This window comes from Nostoc sp. 106C (assembly GCF_002154725.1).
GTDB lineage: Bacteria > Cyanobacteriota > Cyanobacteriia > Cyanobacteriales > Nostocaceae > Aulosira.
In genome coordinates this window covers 104,955-123,019 of the sequence record NZ_MTAW01000221.1, presented here as the reverse complement: position 1 = coordinate 123,019, position 18,065 = coordinate 104,955, and the positions used below count along the sequence as shown (strand labels likewise).

General features: G+C 41.1%; 16 protein-coding genes. 8 read left to right on the top strand and 8 right to left on the bottom strand.

Going from position 1 to position 18,065, the window contains the following annotated elements:
* Window positions 1-13: 13 nt before the first annotated feature.
* The gene (locus BV375_RS32770; RefSeq protein WP_086768335.1) at window positions 14-2,011 is read right to left on the bottom strand and encodes a zinc metalloprotease HtpX; all 1,998 of its coding nucleotides are present in this window, start codon (window positions 2,009-2,011) and stop codon (window positions 14-16) included.
* Window positions 2,012-2,296: 285 nt separating this feature from the next.
* Here BV375_RS32770 and BV375_RS32765 point away from each other — a divergent pair, with 285 nt between their 5' ends.
* On the top strand, window positions 2,297-3,604 hold the full coding sequence (locus BV375_RS32765) for a glutamate-5-semialdehyde dehydrogenase (RefSeq protein WP_086768333.1): 1,308 nt from the start codon (window positions 2,297-2,299) through the stop codon (window positions 3,602-3,604).
* 277 nt (window positions 3,605-3,881) lie between these two features.
* On the opposite strand, the gene BV375_RS32760 is transcribed toward BV375_RS32765, so the two are convergent.
* Both BV375_RS32760 and BV375_RS32755 read right to left on the bottom strand, forming a co-directional pair.
* Complete coding sequence (locus tag BV375_RS32760) at window positions 3,882-4,409, bottom strand: YdcF family protein (protein ID WP_086768331.1); 528 nt, start codon at window positions 4,407-4,409, stop codon at window positions 3,882-3,884.
* Between the two features lie 639 nt (window positions 4,410-5,048).
* Window positions 5,049-5,582: a DUF4330 domain-containing protein gene (locus tag BV375_RS32755; protein ID WP_086768329.1), complete on the bottom strand. Its 534-nt coding sequence runs from the start codon at window positions 5,580-5,582 to the stop codon at window positions 5,049-5,051.
* Window positions 5,583-5,866: 284 nt separating this feature from the next.
* Here BV375_RS32755 and BV375_RS32750 point away from each other — a divergent pair, with 284 nt between their 5' ends.
* Complete coding sequence (locus BV375_RS32750; RefSeq protein ID WP_086768327.1) at window positions 5,867-6,721, top strand: M48 family metalloprotease; 855 nt, start codon at window positions 5,867-5,869, stop codon at window positions 6,719-6,721.
* Window positions 6,722-6,739: 18 nt separating this feature from the next.
* On the opposite strand, the gene BV375_RS32745 is transcribed toward BV375_RS32750, so the two are convergent.
* Both BV375_RS32745 and BV375_RS32740 read right to left on the bottom strand, forming a co-directional pair.
* Entirely contained in the window at window positions 6,740-7,501 is a 762-nt protein-coding gene (locus BV375_RS32745; RefSeq protein ID WP_086768325.1) for a metallophosphoesterase family protein, read from the bottom strand.
* Between the two features lie 158 nt (window positions 7,502-7,659).
* Entirely contained in the window at window positions 7,660-8,481 is an 822-nt protein-coding gene (locus BV375_RS32740) for a sulfurtransferase (protein ID WP_086768323.1), read from the bottom strand.
* A 36-nt stretch (window positions 8,482-8,517) separates the two neighbouring features.
* Here BV375_RS32740 and BV375_RS32735 point away from each other — a divergent pair, with 36 nt between their 5' ends.
* The 6 genes from BV375_RS32735 to BV375_RS37830 all read left to right on the top strand — a co-directional run bounded on the left by BV375_RS32735 (window position 8,518) and on the right by BV375_RS37830 (window position 14,600).
* Window positions 8,518-9,432 carry an MnmC family methyltransferase gene (locus BV375_RS32735; protein WP_086768321.1) on the top strand — a complete coding sequence of 305 codons (915 nt, stop codon included), beginning with the start codon at window positions 8,518-8,520 and terminating at the stop codon, window positions 9,430-9,432.
* Between the two features lie 876 nt (window positions 9,433-10,308).
* On the top strand, window positions 10,309-11,538 hold the full coding sequence (locus BV375_RS32730; RefSeq protein ID WP_086768319.1) for a two-component system response regulator: 1,230 nt from the start codon (window positions 10,309-10,311) through the stop codon (window positions 11,536-11,538).
* A gap of 289 nt (window positions 11,539-11,827) precedes the next feature.
* Entirely contained in the window at window positions 11,828-12,145 is a 318-nt protein-coding gene (locus BV375_RS32725) for a metalloregulator ArsR/SmtB family transcription factor (RefSeq protein ID WP_086686760.1), read from the top strand.
* A 213-nt stretch (window positions 12,146-12,358) separates the two neighbouring features.
* Window positions 12,359-13,426, top strand: a complete 1,068-nt coding sequence (gene arsB / locus BV375_RS32720) for an ACR3 family arsenite efflux transporter (RefSeq protein WP_086768317.1) — start codon at window positions 12,359-12,361, stop codon at window positions 13,424-13,426.
* Window positions 13,427-13,456: 30 nt separating this feature from the next.
* Window positions 13,457-13,870 (top strand): arsenate reductase, glutathione/glutaredoxin type, encoded by a 414-nt coding sequence (arsC, locus tag BV375_RS32715; protein WP_086768315.1) that lies wholly within the window; start codon window positions 13,457-13,459, stop codon window positions 13,868-13,870.
* Between the two features lie 541 nt (window positions 13,871-14,411).
* The gene (locus BV375_RS37830; protein WP_086768311.1) at window positions 14,412-14,600 is read left to right on the top strand and encodes a hypothetical protein; all 189 of its coding nucleotides are present in this window, start codon (window positions 14,412-14,414) and stop codon (window positions 14,598-14,600) included.
* 96 nt (window positions 14,601-14,696) lie between these two features.
* Here BV375_RS37830 and BV375_RS32700 read toward each other — a convergent pair whose 3' ends face one another.
* The 3 genes from BV375_RS32700 to cobA form a co-directional block, all read right to left on the bottom strand.
* On the bottom strand, window positions 14,697-15,023 hold the full coding sequence (locus tag BV375_RS32700; protein ID WP_086768309.1) for a hypothetical protein: 327 nt from the start codon (window positions 15,021-15,023) through the stop codon (window positions 14,697-14,699).
* A gap of 806 nt (window positions 15,024-15,829) precedes the next feature.
* The gene (gene coaE / locus BV375_RS32695) at window positions 15,830-16,426 is read right to left on the bottom strand and encodes a dephospho-CoA kinase (protein ID WP_086768307.1); all 597 of its coding nucleotides are present in this window, start codon (window positions 16,424-16,426) and stop codon (window positions 15,830-15,832) included.
* 24 nt (window positions 16,427-16,450) lie between these two features.
* A complete protein-coding gene (cobA, locus tag BV375_RS32690; protein ID WP_086768304.1) occupies window positions 16,451-18,037 on the bottom strand; it encodes a uroporphyrinogen-III C-methyltransferase in 1,587 nt (528 codons plus the stop codon).
* Between the last annotated feature and the right edge of the window lie 28 nt (window positions 18,038-18,065).

Genomic DNA, 18,065 nt, shown 5'->3' with positions numbered 1-18,065 from the left:
CTCTGGGAACAGGCTAACTGCTGCTTATAAATATCGTCAAGGCCAATCCCAAGATAATTGTTCCACCACCCAGAATAAATGACCAGAAGCGGTGGTAACTATTGACAACCGTACCACTATCGCTCTGGAGTTGAATCAGATCCATCCAAGGAGCAACCCCACGACGGAACCAACCCACAGCCCCCACTTGTTCACCAATCAAGCTTTGCACTCGCTTCATGCCAAACAAGAAATTGCCGATGGGTCCAAAACGTGAGGCGTAGTGTAGATAAAGCATCCCACTACGATCTTGAATTTTTAAATCAGAACCAAATTTATTCCCTGCGTCGCCGCGACCTATAAGTTGTCCTTGCAGTTTTGCAGGTTGACCCCGCAACGGACTGGCATAGGGGTCTGACATCAGAGTTAAAATGTCCGTTTCCGGTGCTTGTTTATAGTCTGGGAACATTACCAAGGCTTTGACCACGATTCCTAAGCCTAAGCCAATAAGTGGTGCGCCAAATACCAAACCGAAATGAGGGGAACTAGACAATAGAATAATGCCTATGACCAAGCCAACTATAAAACCGATGGTTTCAGCGCCGTACAGCACTACATCTAAAAAGAAATTACCGTAAAGCTTACTTCGATTGAGATTCTTTCCTTCACCCATGACTCGCCCCATATCAAACTCAATTGGTAATCCCAACTGTTCTGCATAGGTGCTAAGGGCGCGGACTCGTTTACCAGTGAGTGGGTGAGTGGAATTTAACTCCATCCACCAGCCCCAAGGGTTAAATATATCCCACAAAAAGACGCGACCAATTTTTTGGGGATCGGAAGCAATACGGTAGGCGGTTCCAGTAGAAGCAGCAGCTTTTGGGTCATAAATGCCTAAGGCGCGCGTTCCTTCAATTAAACGGCTAGGTTCTTGCGTCCGAGAGCCTTCTTCCAAAATGCCGTAGGCAATTTTCACCAAAGCGCGGGACAGTCCATTGGGATTGCCCGTGGTTTCCGCAGCAAAATGGTCAGCAAAGTATTCTCTTGTACGGGAAAGATACAGTAGTAGGTAAGTGCCGACAATATAGAATATATATGCAACAAGGGCAGCCGTCTGCAAGGCGTCTTTGATTTTACTATCGCCGCCACCACGACCAAATCTGTTGGCTGTACTGTAAATTAAGTAGCAAATTTGCACTAGGGTAGAAGCTGCTGTCATCACTGCAAAGTCCCAATGGACGATGTGCCCTAATTCGTGAGCGTAGACAGTAGCAATTTCATCATCATCTAGATAAGTGAAAAGCCCTTGGCTGACGACTAACCGAGCGCTATTAGGCAGTGAGCCGTAAGTAAAAGCTGTGGGGTTTTGGTCGTTAATAATGCCCAATCTAGGAGTTTTCAGGTTCTTCTGTTGACAGACTTGCTGAATAACTCTCGCTGTCTCGGGACTGAGGCTTTCAATTTCTGCTAAATCTACCCAGCGCGTTTGGTAAAGCCAACGTTGGGTTAAATCCAAGAGAAAGGGTGACAGGAAAAAGGCAGCAAGATTAAAAACTATAGTAATAGCGATCGCGATCGCTAACCCTTGCAGTGGATCGTTACTACCCAAAATAAATACTAAACTCAAACCTAAAGCTAACACCATCCCAAACAGCAAGGTAATGGTGACGCCAGAAGCTAATACTAGGCTTCCTCCTACACCACCCATTGCTAATGTGACACCAGCCGTCGCCGCACGTCCGGCTTGGGACATTGGTCTAGACTGGGTTGCTGGTGCTTGCGGGAAGGATTGGCGAGCTTGTTCTGCCCAACTCCGCACCTGGGGATTGTCGCTCATCATCAACTTTTGACACAGGATGGTCGCTTTTTCGATTTCCCCTGTGCCTTGATAGGCTTTCATTAGCCACATCTGTGCTGAAAGATAATCTGAGGAATTTTGATCTACAGCATTCCGGCAGAATTGTTCCAGTATTTGAACGGCTTCCTGATAACGTCCTTGGTTAAAGGCATCTAATCCAGATTGCAATGACATAGTATCTCCTTGGCAAAGGAGTAGTAATTGATCGATCAATACTCAATAGATCCAACACTCGTCATCGCTATTTCGTAAAACTTCAAATACCAGCGGTATAAATTATCTTAAGTGATTGGCAGATGAGGAAAGCAAGGGAAGACAATCAATTCAAAAGTCATAAATTATGACTTTTGAGCTTGATTCTTGACCAATGGCAAATGACCAATGACAAATAACTAACTAAGGTTGATAGGATGGGTAAAAGCCAAAGATTTGTGCCATACTTGACGGTTATTCTGTGATATGACTACTCTCCAAGCTGCCTCTCCCCTAATTGCGATCGCTCAAAAAACCCGCCAAGCAGCAAGTAAGCTGGCAGTTATCTCGACTGAAGCGAAAAATCAAGCTATTGAAGCGATCGCCCAAGCTTTAGAATCGGCAAGAGATGAAATCTTGCAGGCAAATATTGCTGATTGTGAAGCCGCTACTGCTGATGGTATTGCTAAACCACTGTATAAACGCTTGCAGTTGGATGAACACAAATTGAGAGATGCGATCGCGGGAGTCAGAGATGTCGGTAAGCTAGCCGATCCGGTAGGGAAAGTCCAAATTCACCGCGAAATTGATACAGGCTTGGTTCTTAAGCGGATTACTTGTCCTTTAGGCGTTTTGGGCATTATTTTTGAAGCACGTCCAGAAGCCGCAATTCAAATCGTTTCTTTGGCTATCAAATCAGGGAATGGTGTCATCCTCAAAGGTGGCAAAGAAGCTATCCGTTCTTGCGAAGCTATTGTAAAAGCAATTAAGCAAGGTTTATCACAAACTGCTGTTAGTCCAGATGCAGTGCAGTTGCTAACAACTAGGGAAGAAACTTTAGAGCTTTTAAATTTAGATAAATATGTAGATTTAATTATTCCTAGAGGTTCTAATTCTTTTGTCCGCTTCGTGCAAGAAAATACCCGAATTCCAGTACTTGGTCATGCTGATGGTATTTGTCATGTTTATGTAGATAAAGCCGCTGATGTTGCCAAAGCAGTAAGCATTGCCGTTGATGCTAAAATTCAATATCCCGCAGCTTGTAATGCCATTGAAACCTTGCTAGTTCACGCAAGTATTGCACCAGCATTTCTCCCCAAAGTAGCCGCCGCTTTACAAGAAAATCATGTGGAATTAAGAGGTGATGAACGCACTCGCAAGATTCTGCCTCATATTTACAGCACAACAGCAAAAGATTGGGAAACAGAATACAGCGATTTGATTTTGGCAATTAAAATTGTAGATTCCTTAGAAGATGCGATCGCTCATATTAACGAATATGGTTCGCGTCATACAGAAGCCATAGTCACTGAAGATTTAGCGGCTGCTGAAACTTTTATAGGATTGGTGAATGCAGCAGGAGTTTACCATAACTGTTCTACGCGCTTTGCTGATGGTTTCCGCTACGGTTTTGGTGCAGAAGTTGGGATCAGTACTCAACAAATGCCCCCCAGAGGCCCTGTTGGTTTAGAAGGATTGGTAACGTACAAGTATCAAATAACTGGCGATGGTCATATTGTAGCTACCTACACTGGCGCAAATGCTAAGTCATTTACTCATCAGGATTTGCTTTAAAACCACTTTGGCGAGTCAAGAGTAATTTGTCTCTCCTTCGGATTCGCAGTCGCCTGCGGAGGGAAAACGCCACTTGCTGCCCTTCCGCCTCCGGCGACCAAGCCGGGAAACCCTTTCGGCAGTTCCTCCTGGGGGAGACCCCCAAGACCGGACTGCCGACGCTCCTACGTCGCTACCGCTACGCTAACACCAACGCAGTGGCTCCCCTCCCGCAGCGCTGTCTCACCTTGTTCCATTTCTCCCCGCCCTCTCCCACACTTCCCACGCTTCCTTGTCCCTATTTATTCTTCGTCTCCTCTGCACCCGTGTAACCAGTTGCTACCCAAAGTATAGCTCTAGCCCCATCACGAAGAGATTTTTCTATAGGTTCTGGTGGTTTTTCAGAAGGAACTGGCACGGTTTTGAACTCAATACCCCGACTACCTAGAACAATCTCACCAATGACACTAGCACGACGCATGTGGAAGTCAGAGGTAATTAAATAAACACTCTTGATGCCGTGAGCTTGCAAATCATCGACCAACGTTGTAAAATTAGTAACTGTATCTACTGCTTCATAATCCAAGTGTAAACGGTCAGGATCAACTCCAGCTTTAGTAAACACCTTTTGAGTCGATCTAGGTGGACTACCGCCACTAATCCAAATTGGTAAATTTGGATGCCTCTTAGCAAAATCAGCTGTAAATTTTTCTCGCTCTAAATTTTTTGTGGAACCGCCTAAAACTAAGACCGCTTGCGGCTGTACAATCTGGTTTTTCACTTCCTTATATCCCCACCACATTAAGAGCGGTAGGGCGAAAGCCATAAAGCGAAAAGATTTACCTGTAAACAATAGCTTATTCAAGGCTCTATTACTTCGTCTACTGAGTCCAAAAATTCTCTAACTAGAAGAAAAAATAATTATTTAGTCCAGCAGGTTTCCCCAAAATCTTCCCAAATATAAATTTGGATATTTTTTCAGTGAAAACTTAATTAACCTGAGTTCGATAAAGGTGATTTGACCTCTGTGCGATCAAAGTAGAAGCTTAAAACCCTGATTTTTACATTTCCTCCTTTCCTCGAAGTATGGGAGGTTAGGTAAGACAGGTCGATCAAACTTACATCTATTACTGGCGTTTTAACACTTTCATTTTTAATTGTCGATGTCCTATCCTACCCCGTATCGGTAGTTTCTACACAGATTTTTGATCCTTGGATACAGTTTTATTACTTGCCAACCACGGAACCAACTAGATCCTCATAGCCAATTTACCAACTAGCTCGACCTTATCCATTTTCCATATTTGTGATGCCTGCGCCAACTACTTAAAAAGCGTTTATGCATACAGTAAAACCCTTATTTAACAGTGTGTTTAGCCTTCTTGCTGTCGCCAGATTGTAAAGACACAGTTAGTTTGTTTGATGTGGACAAAGTCAAGCTTATTGGTGTTGCCGATAAACTAACCTATTTATCTTTCAATCTTAAATCGATGACAGTGGCATTAAAGTTGTAGTTGAAGCCTTCTAACTCAAATGGCATACCAATTTTTACTTTGCTGTTGCCTAAAACTGGACCGTTTGCAGTAACTTGTGCTTTGCCTTCTAAGGTCAACAGCATATCTGTACTAAAATTGTTGGCTTTTGGATCTGGTAACTCTTTAATGGAACCATCAGGTTGGGGAACATTTACTGTTCTTGGTAATTGTTGAATTGATTTAATTGCAATTTCACCGTGAGGTTGATTGCGGATAATTACGTTAGTTTTACCATTGGCTTTCAGTCCTTTATCAAATAACTGCTGTGGGTCGCGGACATTCAAACCTCGAACTACTAAATCTACTTCCATAGGTACTGTTTTTGCACCCACTTGGGCCACAGAACCGGAAGTACCGGGAAAGACAAATATGCCGAATATAACTAGCACAATCACTAGTACAGCACCTAAATCGAGGAGATTGATTTTACCGAACAAGCGACCTTTGGAATCTAAAAGAGCCATAACAAGTTTTCCCAGATAAGAGCAGAGTAATCGTTTGTAGCAGCAGGCTTTACTAAGGCGATGGCAGTGTTCCCTATGTAGTAAGCGCTAGAAGCGGCTGGGGGTTGCAGTCAAGCGACAGTTTATCACGACTTCCAAAATTCTGGGACGAGGCAGCCCACTTTTGAAATTAAGCTGCTACGGATCTACGCAATTTCAGTTTTTAGTTAAAAATGCAACTTAAAACGCATTAATTTCGTCCCATAAATTTATGTTCTTTCATGATTCTTCAAAAAAATCGGATTATGATTGCTTGGCAAGCCTTTTTGACAAATTATCGTTTGTGGCGGCGTCGCTGGTTTTATCCTTTAATTTCGCTGGTAGTTGCCCTGAGTGTATGTCTGAGCGCACCCCTTCCGGGAAGGGCATTTGACTTATTGCCACTTCTATTCCAGGGAGTCCAGATCTTTCAGCTATCTAATATATCCGATCGCCAGGAAGTGGATCTGGGTAAGGAGATGAATCAGCAATTAAGTAGTGAAGTTCGGCTTTATCGCAATCCAGAAGTTAATCGTTATGTAGAACAGATTGGTCGGCGCTTGGCTGCTAGTAGCGATCGCCCCAACCTTCCCTATACTTTTCAAGTTGTACAGGATGATAGTATTAATGCTTTTGCCACATTAGGTGGCTATGTTTATGTCCATACGGGTTTGCTCAAAACCGCAGACAATGAAGCAGAACTAGCAAGTGTACTCGCTCATGAAATCGGTCATATTGGCGGTAAACACCTAGTAAAACAGATGCAGCAAAAAGCGCTAGAAAGTGGTCTATTAACTGCAGCAGGTCTAGACCGGAATACAGCTGTATCAATAGGTATGCAATTAGTACGAGACTTACCACGCAGCCGGAAAAATGAATTTGATGCCGATCAAAGAGGATTAAAAACTTTATCCCGTACTGGTTATGCTCAGTCTGGAATGGTTTCCTTTATGAACAAGCTATTGGGGAAGGGTTCTACGCCAGCATTTTTAAGTACTCATCCCGCAACTGGCGATCGCATTGATGCCCTCAAACGTGCTATTAGTTCTCAACCTACCAATGGGCGTGATGGGTTGGATAATTCTATTTATAAAACTAATACTCGTGCACTGCGGTCTTAATATCCACCATATCTTTTACTATGCTCGCTGCTGGTTGCGGCGAGCACCTTTGATTTCGGCTGGATCAATCATGACGGATGCTTCTTCTAAAGGCAGAGTGCGGACGCGCTTCTTAAAAACGTTGGCTTGATAAACCAGGTTATTTGTGACATCCAGTGCTGTTAACCAGCCACTACGAGGATGATATGCACCAGTATCTATGTCTAGCCACCCCTTTCCTTGTGCCAGCTGACCAGGAATAACGCCAGGTAGGGTAAAGGTAATCGTGTGACCAACAATAATTAACTTATCAGGAAAGAAAGGTTTTTCAATGCCGTGAAATTCTTCTCTAATCCAGCAAAATTGCTCAGCAGTTTGTTTATTTAAAGGCATGAAAGGGTCAACACCAGCATGAGTTAACCAAACATCTCCTAAATCAAGATATGTCGGTAGCGTTGTGAACCAATCGATATGCTCTTGGGGAATTGTCGCTTCTTGGTAACTGGCTATGGTCGCTTGCCCACCGCTGTATAACCATGCTTGCATCGCTGGAGTGGAAGCACTACCATTGCTCAATACATTTAATAACATCTGCTCATGATTTCCCAGCAGACAGGGATAGTTATTATTCTTGACAAAATTTACTACCTGTGCACTTTGAGGACCGCGATCAATTAAATCTCCCAGGAAATAGAGTTGATCGTTTGATGCTGGAGCAATGGCTGCCAATAAAGTCATTAATCCTTCATAGTGACCATGCACATCCCCAATTACAATTCGACGCTGGCTAGTTTCGCTCATTTGCTCTTAGCTTTAATGATATTGCTTAATCATTCTGCTACAGTTTAAGCTGTGCAGATTCACCGAAATAGATAAAAATCACTTGGCAAATTCTCTTTTATTGTATTCTAATTATCTATTTTTGAAATGCCTATTCTCATAGGTTTCTAGAGTCAAAACTACATATAACTAATCCAATCACTCCAGCTACCAGCATAGAGTTTACCTTTTAAAATACCTGCTAGTTCTAAAGAAAGTAAATTCACGCAAGCAGTAACACCAGAACCACAATAAACTAGAATTTCCTCCGCAGTTGCTATCTTTTCCCAGCGACGGCGTTGTTCTATTGGGGAAAGTAAATATCCTGAAGAATTTGTGACTTCCTGCCAAGGATAATTAACAGCACCAGGAATATGACCAGCAATTTTATCAATTGGTTCTCGTTCACCTCGATAGCGATCGCTCTCTCTAGAATCTACTAAAACTATCTCTGGCAAATCTTTTTTATTTTTTATAGTTTTAATATCTACTACTTTATCTGTTTCGATTTGCGGAACAAAGCTAGCAGTCTGAAGTTGAGGAATAATATTTGTAACAGGATAACCAGCTTTTTGCCATCCGCTAAATCCGCCATCTAATACCGCCACTTTTTTATGCCCTAAATAGTGCAACAGCCACCATAAACGCGCTGCAAAAGCAAACCGGGAATCATCGTAAGCTACAACCAAAGTTTTTTGGTAATGCACTCCGATTTTTGATAACTTGTCAGCTAAATCGATGGTATTGGGTAAAGGATGTCTCCCACCATGCTCTCCTACAGGGCTGGAAAGATCCTGGTTCAAATCTAAATAGTAAGATCCCTGTATATGGCTTTGTTGGTACTGCTGTCGTCCTAGGTGGGGATCGGCAAGCGAAAAGCGACAATCGACAATCACAACTTGCGGATCGTTGAGGTGTTGCAACAGCCATGATGGCGAAACCACTATTTGGGAGTCAGACATAAACAATTACAAATTATTATCCGGTGAAAAATTATCATGCCAGACTTTGACATATTTGTACCACAACCAACGGCAGATGGTTCCTTCACCTTTACTTCTCAAGAGTTTGGCGAAGCTTTTCACAGTCATTATGGAGCCAAGCAGGAGAGTTTTCTCAAGTTTGCAGTACCTACTCAGCTGGCTGCGCGTGCTCAAAAACCAGTCTTGCGGCTGTTGGATATTTGTTATGGTCTAGGATACAACACAGCAGCGGCTTTGCAGACAATCTGGGAAGTGAATCCCAATTGTTATGTTGAACTTATGGCTTTAGAATTCAATCGGGCTGTGCCACAGGCTGCGATCGCCCATTACTTATTTGATAACTGGCACTACAAGTATACCGATATTATGACTCAGTTAGCTTTTGAGTACCAAGTGCAGCAAGAGCATCTGAAGGCTGAGTTAATCATTAGCGATGCTAGAAACTCAATTAAAATTCTCCGAGAGCGAGGTTTTCAAGCAGATGCAATTTTTCTCGATCCCTTTTCGCCGCCACAGTGTCCTCAGTTATGGACTGTGGAATTTATTCAGCAAATAGCTTTGTGTTTGCACTCAGATGGTATGCTCTCAACTTATTCCTGTGCTGCGTCTGTACGTACAGCTTTATTAACAGCTGGCTTAACGATAGGTTCTACCCCACCAGTAGGAAGGCGATCGCCTGGAACAGTAGCGGTTCATCAGGGATTTTCTGGCAACTTAGCACTTCCTCCACTTTCCCAGTCTGAACAAGAGCATTTGCTGACTCGTGCTGCTATTCCCTATCGCGATCCTCAATTGAATGACCCTGCTGATGTTATATTGATGCGACGAAAACAAGAGCAACAAGCTTCTTCACTAGAGCCTACCTCCCGTTGGCGAAAACGGTGGCTTTTTGGAAATACAGCTAAAAATTTTCGGGAAGCAGACTCGTAATTCGTCGTGCTTAGACGCAAAGCGGTGTTAGCGCAGCAGTAGCGACAGCATTGCGCTGGGGCGGGTTCCCCGACTTGTAGATTCCTCCGGGAGGCTTCCCGCAGGGTAGCAACTGCTGAACCCGTTCGTCGAAGACGTTCCCGTTCCCCGAAGGGGTTCCCGCAGGGTAGGGTAGGGCTTGTCCTCACCTTCAGGATGAAACAAAGCTAGGAATCGATTGAGTATTTATGCTTAAATAAAAATCGCTTTGTTAAGAGACATCGCAGGTATTCGCCTCATCTTTAATTTTCCACTACAAAAAAATTCATTTTTGATTCATGGGTTTTTTGCTATATAACTTGCCCTCTTTGCATAAAAATAGGCTTGAATTCTTGGCTTAGGTAAACTAGATTCTTTATAGTTGAAGAAAACCCACGGAGTCATTAGTCAGTGAAGCGACTTAATTTTTTTATAGTAATCAGGATCATTAATTTTTGTGTTCTAAATCACTCAACCATAGCTACTATTTAGTAGATAATGCACTAGACTCAATTGGCACAATTTTTTATATCTTTAGAAAGATATAAAAAATTTCAATTTTAGTCCTTACTTAGAAATAAATTGAGAAAAAATAGCAAGTTTTGAGAATGTTATCTTAACAAATCTCAGTAAAAACTTAAGCAATTTGCTTTTATGTAAATGAGAAGATTAATAGTTTAAAAACTATTTAAATTTTTTCAAAAATTATTAAAAAAATAATGTATCTGATGCAAAGAAAGATGGATATGATAATTACCTAAAGTTTGTGGACTATTCTTGGAATACAAACTACTAATAAACTTACAATTTAAAGAAATTGACACTGTTAACTTTTATTGAAAAAACTGGAGCAGTTTTGTGATTCAATGGGAACCCAAGCATACAAACTCTGTCGAAAAAAATGCTGAAGGGTCTAACCCCCTAAGCAAATTGACGAATATAAGTTCAAATCATGCCCTAGAATTACAAAATGTAGAGGGTGATTCAATGGGCTTATCTAAAGGAGAGTTTATGCTTGAAAAAACCCCAGCATTGCCTTCTTGGATGAAACAGCAAAATGTTAATACTGAGGAGGAATCATTAGACTCAAGATCGCTACAATTTCAAGGTTCTAAAGTGAATGGCTGGGATTGGGATCTGCCGAAAATTTTAGTAGTTGATGACCATGCTGCTAGCCGGATGACTGCTGTTGCACTATTGGGTATGGAAGGGTACGAAGTCATTGAAGCTGACAGTGGTTCTATGGCAGTGAATCTGGTTACAGACAAACAACCAGATCTGATTTTGCTCGATGTGATGATGCCAGGAATGGATGGGTTTGAAGTCTGCCAGATCCTCAAACAAAATGAGCATACCAGGCTAATTCCGGTCATTTTTATTACTGCTTTAAATGACAGGCGATCGCGTATCCGCGGTATCGAAGTAGGAGCAGATGATTTTCTCACCAAACCCTTTGATCGTGTAGAACTAGCAGCGCGTGTTAAATCCTTAGTACGGCAAAAGCGTTTGAATGAAGACTTAGACCATGCAGAACAAGTATTGTTTTCCGTTGCTAGGGCAATTGAAAGTCGAGATCCTAATACTGGCGACCACTGTGAACGGTTAGTAAAACTAGGACAAGCTTTTGGTGAATACCTCAATCTCTCACGTAACCAAATTAGAGATTTGATGTGGGGTGGTTATCTCCACGATATTGGTAAGGTAGGTATACCTGATGCTGTGCTACTAAAAAAAGGCAAACTCACTACCGAAGAGTGGGAGACTATGAGACTGCACGTTTCCATTGGGGAAAAAATCTGCCAGCCACTACGTAGTATGCGAGGTGTAATTCCGATTATTCGCCATCACCATGAGCGCTGGGATGGGTCCGGCTACCCTGATGGACTCAAAGGTGATGATATTCCCTACCTAGCACAAGTGTTTCAGGTCCTCGATATTTATGATGCGCTGACAAGCGAACGACCATACAAAAGGAGTTTTACCTCAGAGGAAGCACTTACTGTCATGCTAGAAGAAACTAATTCTGGGTGGCGGAATCCTGAACTCATGCTGCAATTTGCAGATTTTATCAAAACAAAAGGTTGTTAGTGGTACAAAGCAGTACCAAGAACAAGGGGCAAGGGAGCAGGGGAACAAATGACAAATGACTCAAACCTAGTTGCCCATTGTGCTATCAAGCATAGTAGCCCCACTAAGCTGTGTTTCATTCAGAACTCATATCGGATGACGCTACGCGTAGCTTGGTACAAGTTCTCTTTTGGAGTACGCTTAGCACAATCACAGGTGTTTAACTGGACATAATATCAAGTGCAATGAAGTCTAGGTTGAATTTAGCTTAGAGTATGATAAACATCAAAAAGTATTTCAATAAAACTTGATGGATTCTCTCTCCACTTTCACTTCCGATGCGATCGTTGCAGGCTTTCATGCTCTGTCTGAACCTTTGCGGCTGAAGGTCTTGGAACTGCTGCGCGAGCAAGAATTATGTGTGTGTGACTTGTGCTCGACTTTAGGAGTTACACAGTCAAAACTGTCTTTTCACTTAAAAACTCTCAAAGAAGCTGGGTTAGTGAGATCGCGTCAAGAGGGACGCTGGATTTACTACAGCCTGAATTTGGCTCAATTTGTTGTCTTAGAGCAATATTTATCCGATTATCGCCGCTTAATTAAAATCTTACCTGCCCGCCCCTGCTAAACTTCTCAAATAATCCATCAATTTTTTTTGATTAATTTTTATATACTGTAGTTGACATCAACCCTATATATCAACTTTTCTTGAAATAAGCGATAGACAAACTTAGCTACAACACATGGTGGAGATGTCAATGCAAGCAAAAGTTAAGCAATTGGCGATCGCGCTCTTGACGCTGGCTTTAGCAAGCAGTGGTAAGTTTCTGTGGAATAAGTGATGACGACGAAAACCATTTCCAAACAGCTTTCTTTTCTTGACCGCTTCCTGACCTTATGGATTTTTCTGGCAATGGCTGTTGGGGTTGGCTTGGGCTATTTGCTGTCTGGAGTCGAAGCATTTATTAATCAGTTTCAGGTAGGAACAACCAATATACCGATCGCTATTGGTTTAATTTTGATGATGTACCCACCCTTAGCCAAGGTGCGGTATGAAGAGTTAGGCGATGTATTTCGCAACGGAAAAATTCTCGGTGTGTCACTAATTCAGAATTGGATTATCGGGCCAATTCTGATGTTTGCGCTGGCGGCTATCTTCTTACGTAATTATCCAGAATACATGACGGGATTGATTTTGATTGGATTAGCCCGTTGTATTGCGATGGTAGTTGTGTGGAGCGATCTAGCACGAGGCAATACTGAGTACACAGCTGGATTGGTTGCTTTCAACAGCATATTTCAGGTTATTTTCTACAGTCCTTATGCCTGGTTCTTTATTACTGTGCTACCTCCCCTATTTGGATTGCAAGGTAGTATCGTTAACGTCAGTATTGCCGAGATTGCTCAAAGTGTATTCATCTATCTTGGTATTCCCTTTTTAGGCGGATTTTTGACTCGTTTCTTTTTAGTAAAGGCGAAAAGCAAGCGCTGGTATCACGAGGAATTTGTTCCTAAAATTAACCCCATCACATTGATTGCTTTGTTATTTACAATCGTCTTCATGTTCAGCTTAAAAGGGAATTTAATTGTTCAAATTCCCTTGGATGTGGTTAAGATTGCAATTCCGCTAATTATCTACTTTATCGTCATGTTTTTGGTCAGCTTTTACATGGCGTGGCGAATCAAGACGGACTATTCCAGAGCCGCAAGTGTAGCATTTACAGCCGCAGGAAATAATTTTGAGTTGGCGATCGCGGTGGCGATCGCAGTGTTCGGCATTAATTCGGGTGCGGCTTTTGCAGCTGTCGTTGGTCCCTTAGTAGAAGTGCCTGTATTGATTAGTCTTGTTAATGTTGCTTTCTGGTTCCAAAAACGTTATTTCTCAGCACCTGAATCCAGAACTTTATAAATTTAACGACATTACTAGAGGAATTGAAGCATGAAACGCGTCATGTTTGTCTGCAAAAAGAATTCTGCACGCTCCCAAATGGCGGAAGGCTTTGCCAAAACACTTGGTAAGGGAAAGATTGAAGTCACTAGCTCTGGATTAGAAGCAAGTCTAGTCAGACCAGAGGCGATCGCTACTATGAAAGAAATTGGCATCGATATTACCGATCAACAATCTAAACCTCTGAGTGACTTCCAAGCGGAAGACTTTGATGTCGTGATTTCTCTGTGTGGTTGTGGCGTGAATTTGCCGACAGAGTGGGTGAAGCGGGAAGTATTTGCAGACTGGCAATTGGATGATCCAGCCGAACAACCTGAAATTTTCCCCAGAGTGCGCGATGAGATTAAAGAACGAGTCACTCAACTAATTGAATCACTGACAGAAGAATTTACACCTGTTGGATAAGCAATTGCCATGACTCACCTATTTAAAGATAGGCTGACAGGATGACAAAGCGGCTGAAGCAAAATCTTTATGAAATTGTTTTAACCAACAATTGCTTAAATGCAGGCTTTTGGGAAATTCCACTTTTTACTAAAAAGGATAATAATAAATCTCTTTACTATCAAAATTGGTTTACTTTCCCTTTAGGACATTACAAAAATATCTTTGAAAATATCAATAAAATTTCTTATTGGTAGTATTGGTGGAGATTGGAACACTGGCAAGAACCAAGTGGTTCTATTATGAGAATTAATCTGCTGAGATAGGTAATTAATTAAAAAGAAGCTAATGTTAATTTTCCTTTGGATGAAAGGCTCATCTCATTAGGAGAGCAAAATAGAAAATCAGAACTACATTAACTAAAAACCTTATAACTTGGAGAGATTTTTATAGCAATCAACAAGAAATTAGATTTGCAGCTTTTCAACCACCTGGATTTTATAACTCTGACCAACCTTGGAATACTCAATACTGGAGAGTTGGTAAATTTGAAAAAGCGATTTTGAGGAATGTTAAGCCTGTTAATAATGATGAAAATTTACAGGAGATTGAGTTGTTATTCACTGATACCAAGATTGGTGAAAAAAACAGATTATTTATCAGTGGGATTAATTTTGAAGAGTTGCCTAGATTGCCAATTTCAGATGAAAGAAATACTTTAATTGCTCATTTTTTGGTGAATTTAGAATAAATATACCAATTCTAAAACCTTCGTGATAGACAAAATACCCGATTTCTTTGAGAAGTCGCGTATCTGTTGCTTTCATACGCAGTTTATTATAGCTATTTAATCAAATATTACTGGCTTTAGTAAAGCTATCCACATATCTGACGGATCTGCATAGTAATCAATTTCCTCAACTTTATAGCGATAATTTTGACAGCCATATTGCAAAATAATATAATCACTAGGTTTAATACCTTTTCCTGTTCCGGTCATATAACCCTCCAAGCCTCCTTGCAGTGTTTCAAATATGTAATCTTTTCCCCGAATTAATTGGCTATAATCGTGTATTTTATGCTTTTGTTTTGATTCATTTAATATAACTAGTACTGGTAATAAACCACTGAATAAACTGAAGCTAAAATTAATACCTGTCCTAAAAATAGACATAGTAAGTTCTCCAAAAGATTATGTTTACAAAAAGGGTTTTAACTAGGTGAATATTAGGTTATTACAGCAACTAAGCTAGAAAAGAGGTTGTGTAAAATCTAATTAGAGATAATAACTTTGAAAAACTTTAATCTAAATAAGAGTCTATCTAATTAGAAACAAGCAACTGCGCCTATATGTGCCAAAAACTGAACTAATACAGCTCAGTTAGTCCTGTTTATTTTTCAGATAACCCTTAACCCCTATCAAAGTTAAGGAATATAGAACCCAAGTCTTATCTGCACCCTATTGCAACATAAACTCAAAAATTATTAGCAGTTCTTTAGGAACACGCTCAAAAAGAATTCCAGGATTAGCATTTATAATTTGGAATTATTTTTTAACTTGAATTTGTGAATTTTTTAATTCTTAGTACATAAAATTTTTATTGTTGCTTATGCCCCATACATAATGGAAAATAAAAGTAGAAACCTATTACTAGCTAACTATATACCCTTCAAGATAAAGTGCAAGCTTAATAAATAGTTTACAGTAATAGCGATCTCACCGTCTACTGTAAAATTACTAAACTATTATGTGCAACAGATTCATATATAGCCTCATATTTGATTCGTGAAATTACTCGTAGAGGCAGGCAAGGGGAAACAAGGGAAACAACAGAAATAGATAGATGAGTAGGTCGCTTTTTTTTTAATTAAATAGGATTCCTCTATGCTTCTATCCTGGAAATTGACATATTGATTAATGTACTAATGTTTGATGTGTTTGGAACATTACTAGTATGTATTTTAAATAACAAAAAGACTTTATTTTGGGCTTACTTTTTCCAGGGCAGTATCTACTTGCTTTAGTAAATCTTCTAGTGTAGAGGAATTATCTAATACAACATTTGCACGAACCGCTTTTTCTGCGATAGGCATTTGGCTCTTAATCCGAGCTTCTGCTTGTTCTTGATTTAAGTGATTACGATGTATTAATCTTTGCAATTGCTGTGACTCAGAACAAAACACTACCCAAATTTCTGTAACTAAAATATCCATCTGTGATTCAAACAGCAGAGGTATGACTAATACTAATGTTGGCGCAGAGGATTCAGCAATTGCTTTCAAAAAGCGATCGCCTACATAAGGATGAATTAAATTCTCTACCCAATTTCGTTCATCTGGATGAGTAAAAATAATTTCGCCAAGCTTTTGGCGGTTCAAGTTGCCATCTGGGAGTAAAATTTGTGCGCCGTAACGTTGTGCGATCGCACTCAGAATAGGGGAACCTACAGACACTGCATCTCTAGCATAAATATCTGCATCCAAAATCGGCAGATTGTAAGCGCTAGCTAAATAATTAGCGACAGTGCTTTTACCTGTAGCAATACCTCCAGTTAAACCGATAATACGTTTACTCATTTGTCATTTTTATTTGTCATTTTTTCAATTTAATTTGTCATTTGTAGCCCATGTAATCAATGCTTGGGTTAACCCATCTAAAGTATATTCTTCTGCCTCTACATCTACTCTGCCGATTAAATCATGACAAGTTTTCGACGTTTGAGGGCCAATTGAAGCGATACCGACTCCGGCTAAGACATCCGAGTTATGTACAAATCTGTGGTTAATCAATTGGCAGAAAAATTGCACAGTTTTAGAACTAGCAAAGGTAATTATATCTACCGCTTGATTTTGCAGCGCTAATTCTGCGGTTTGAGGGATGCTGCTGGGACAACAAGATTGATATGCTGCAACTTCTATCACCTCTGCTCCCTTAGCAGTTAATTCCTTAACTAAAACTTCTCTTCCACCGCTTTCAACTCTAGGAAATAAAAGCTTTTTCCCAGATAGTGCTTCTGGAAAGTTTTCTACTAAAGAATCTGCGACAAAATTAGGAGGAATAAAATCTGGTTGCAAACCGCGTTTTTTGAGACTTTTGGCGGTTTTCTCGCCAACCACAGCAATTTTGACATGAGCTAATATCCGCGCATCCTTACCCTGTACGGTCAATCTGTCAAAGAAGTAATCTACACCATTAGTAGAGGTGAGAATTAACCAGTCGAAGTCAGCTAAATTAGCGATCGCTTCATCTAAAGCATCCCAACTCGAAGGCGGGCCAATTTCTAGGGTTGGCATTTCAATGACAGTTGCGCCTGCTGCTGTGAGGCGATCGCAAAATTGGCTTGACTGTCCGACGGCACGTGTGACTAAGATTGTTTTACCACGCAGAGGAAGCTGAGGGTTGCCTGACATAGTTGGAGGGCTGGAAGTTTTAGCTGTAGTTAAGTTCTCTGAGGATATTTTCTCAGGTTGTAAGTAATTGCGTAGTCCGACAACCTCACCAATAATAATCACCACTGGCGAAAGAGATAAGCCAGCTGTTTGTTCTAAAATATTTTCCAGTTGGGCTGTCCGAATTTCTTGATTGGAAGTTCCTGCCCAGCGGATGATGGCAATAGGTGTGAGGCGCGATCGCCCTTGCCGGATCAATCGATGTACAATTTCTGCTAAATGTTGCCCACCCATCAAAATTACCAAAGTTTCTAGGCGTGACAGCGCTTCCCAGTCTAAAGCATCTGGTTCATGAGCTGTCAGCACTGCAAAACAACGGCTCAAAACTGGATCTGTGAGAGGAATTCCTGCTAGTAACGGTGCTGCTAGGGCGGAAGAGATTCCTGGTACAACTTCAAATGCACAGCCAGATGCTTTCAATGCTTCAATTTCAGCAGTACAGCGCCCAAAGATAAACGGATCGCCTGACTTGAGTCTGATAACTTGTTTGCCTTGCTGGCAGTACTCTACTAATAACTTATTAATCTCAGCTTGTGGTGTACTGGGTTTACCACCACGTTTACCGACATCTAGCTTTAGACAATCAGGTCGTACACATTGCAACAATTGTTCATCTACTAGGGCATCGTATACCAATACCTGAGCTTGCTTCAAGAGATTCTCAGCTTTTACCGTTAGGTATGCCACATCTCCTGGCCCTGCACCTACGAGGTAAACTTTGCCCATTGCTTCATTCATGGCTATTTGTGGTTTGCCTTGAGCATCG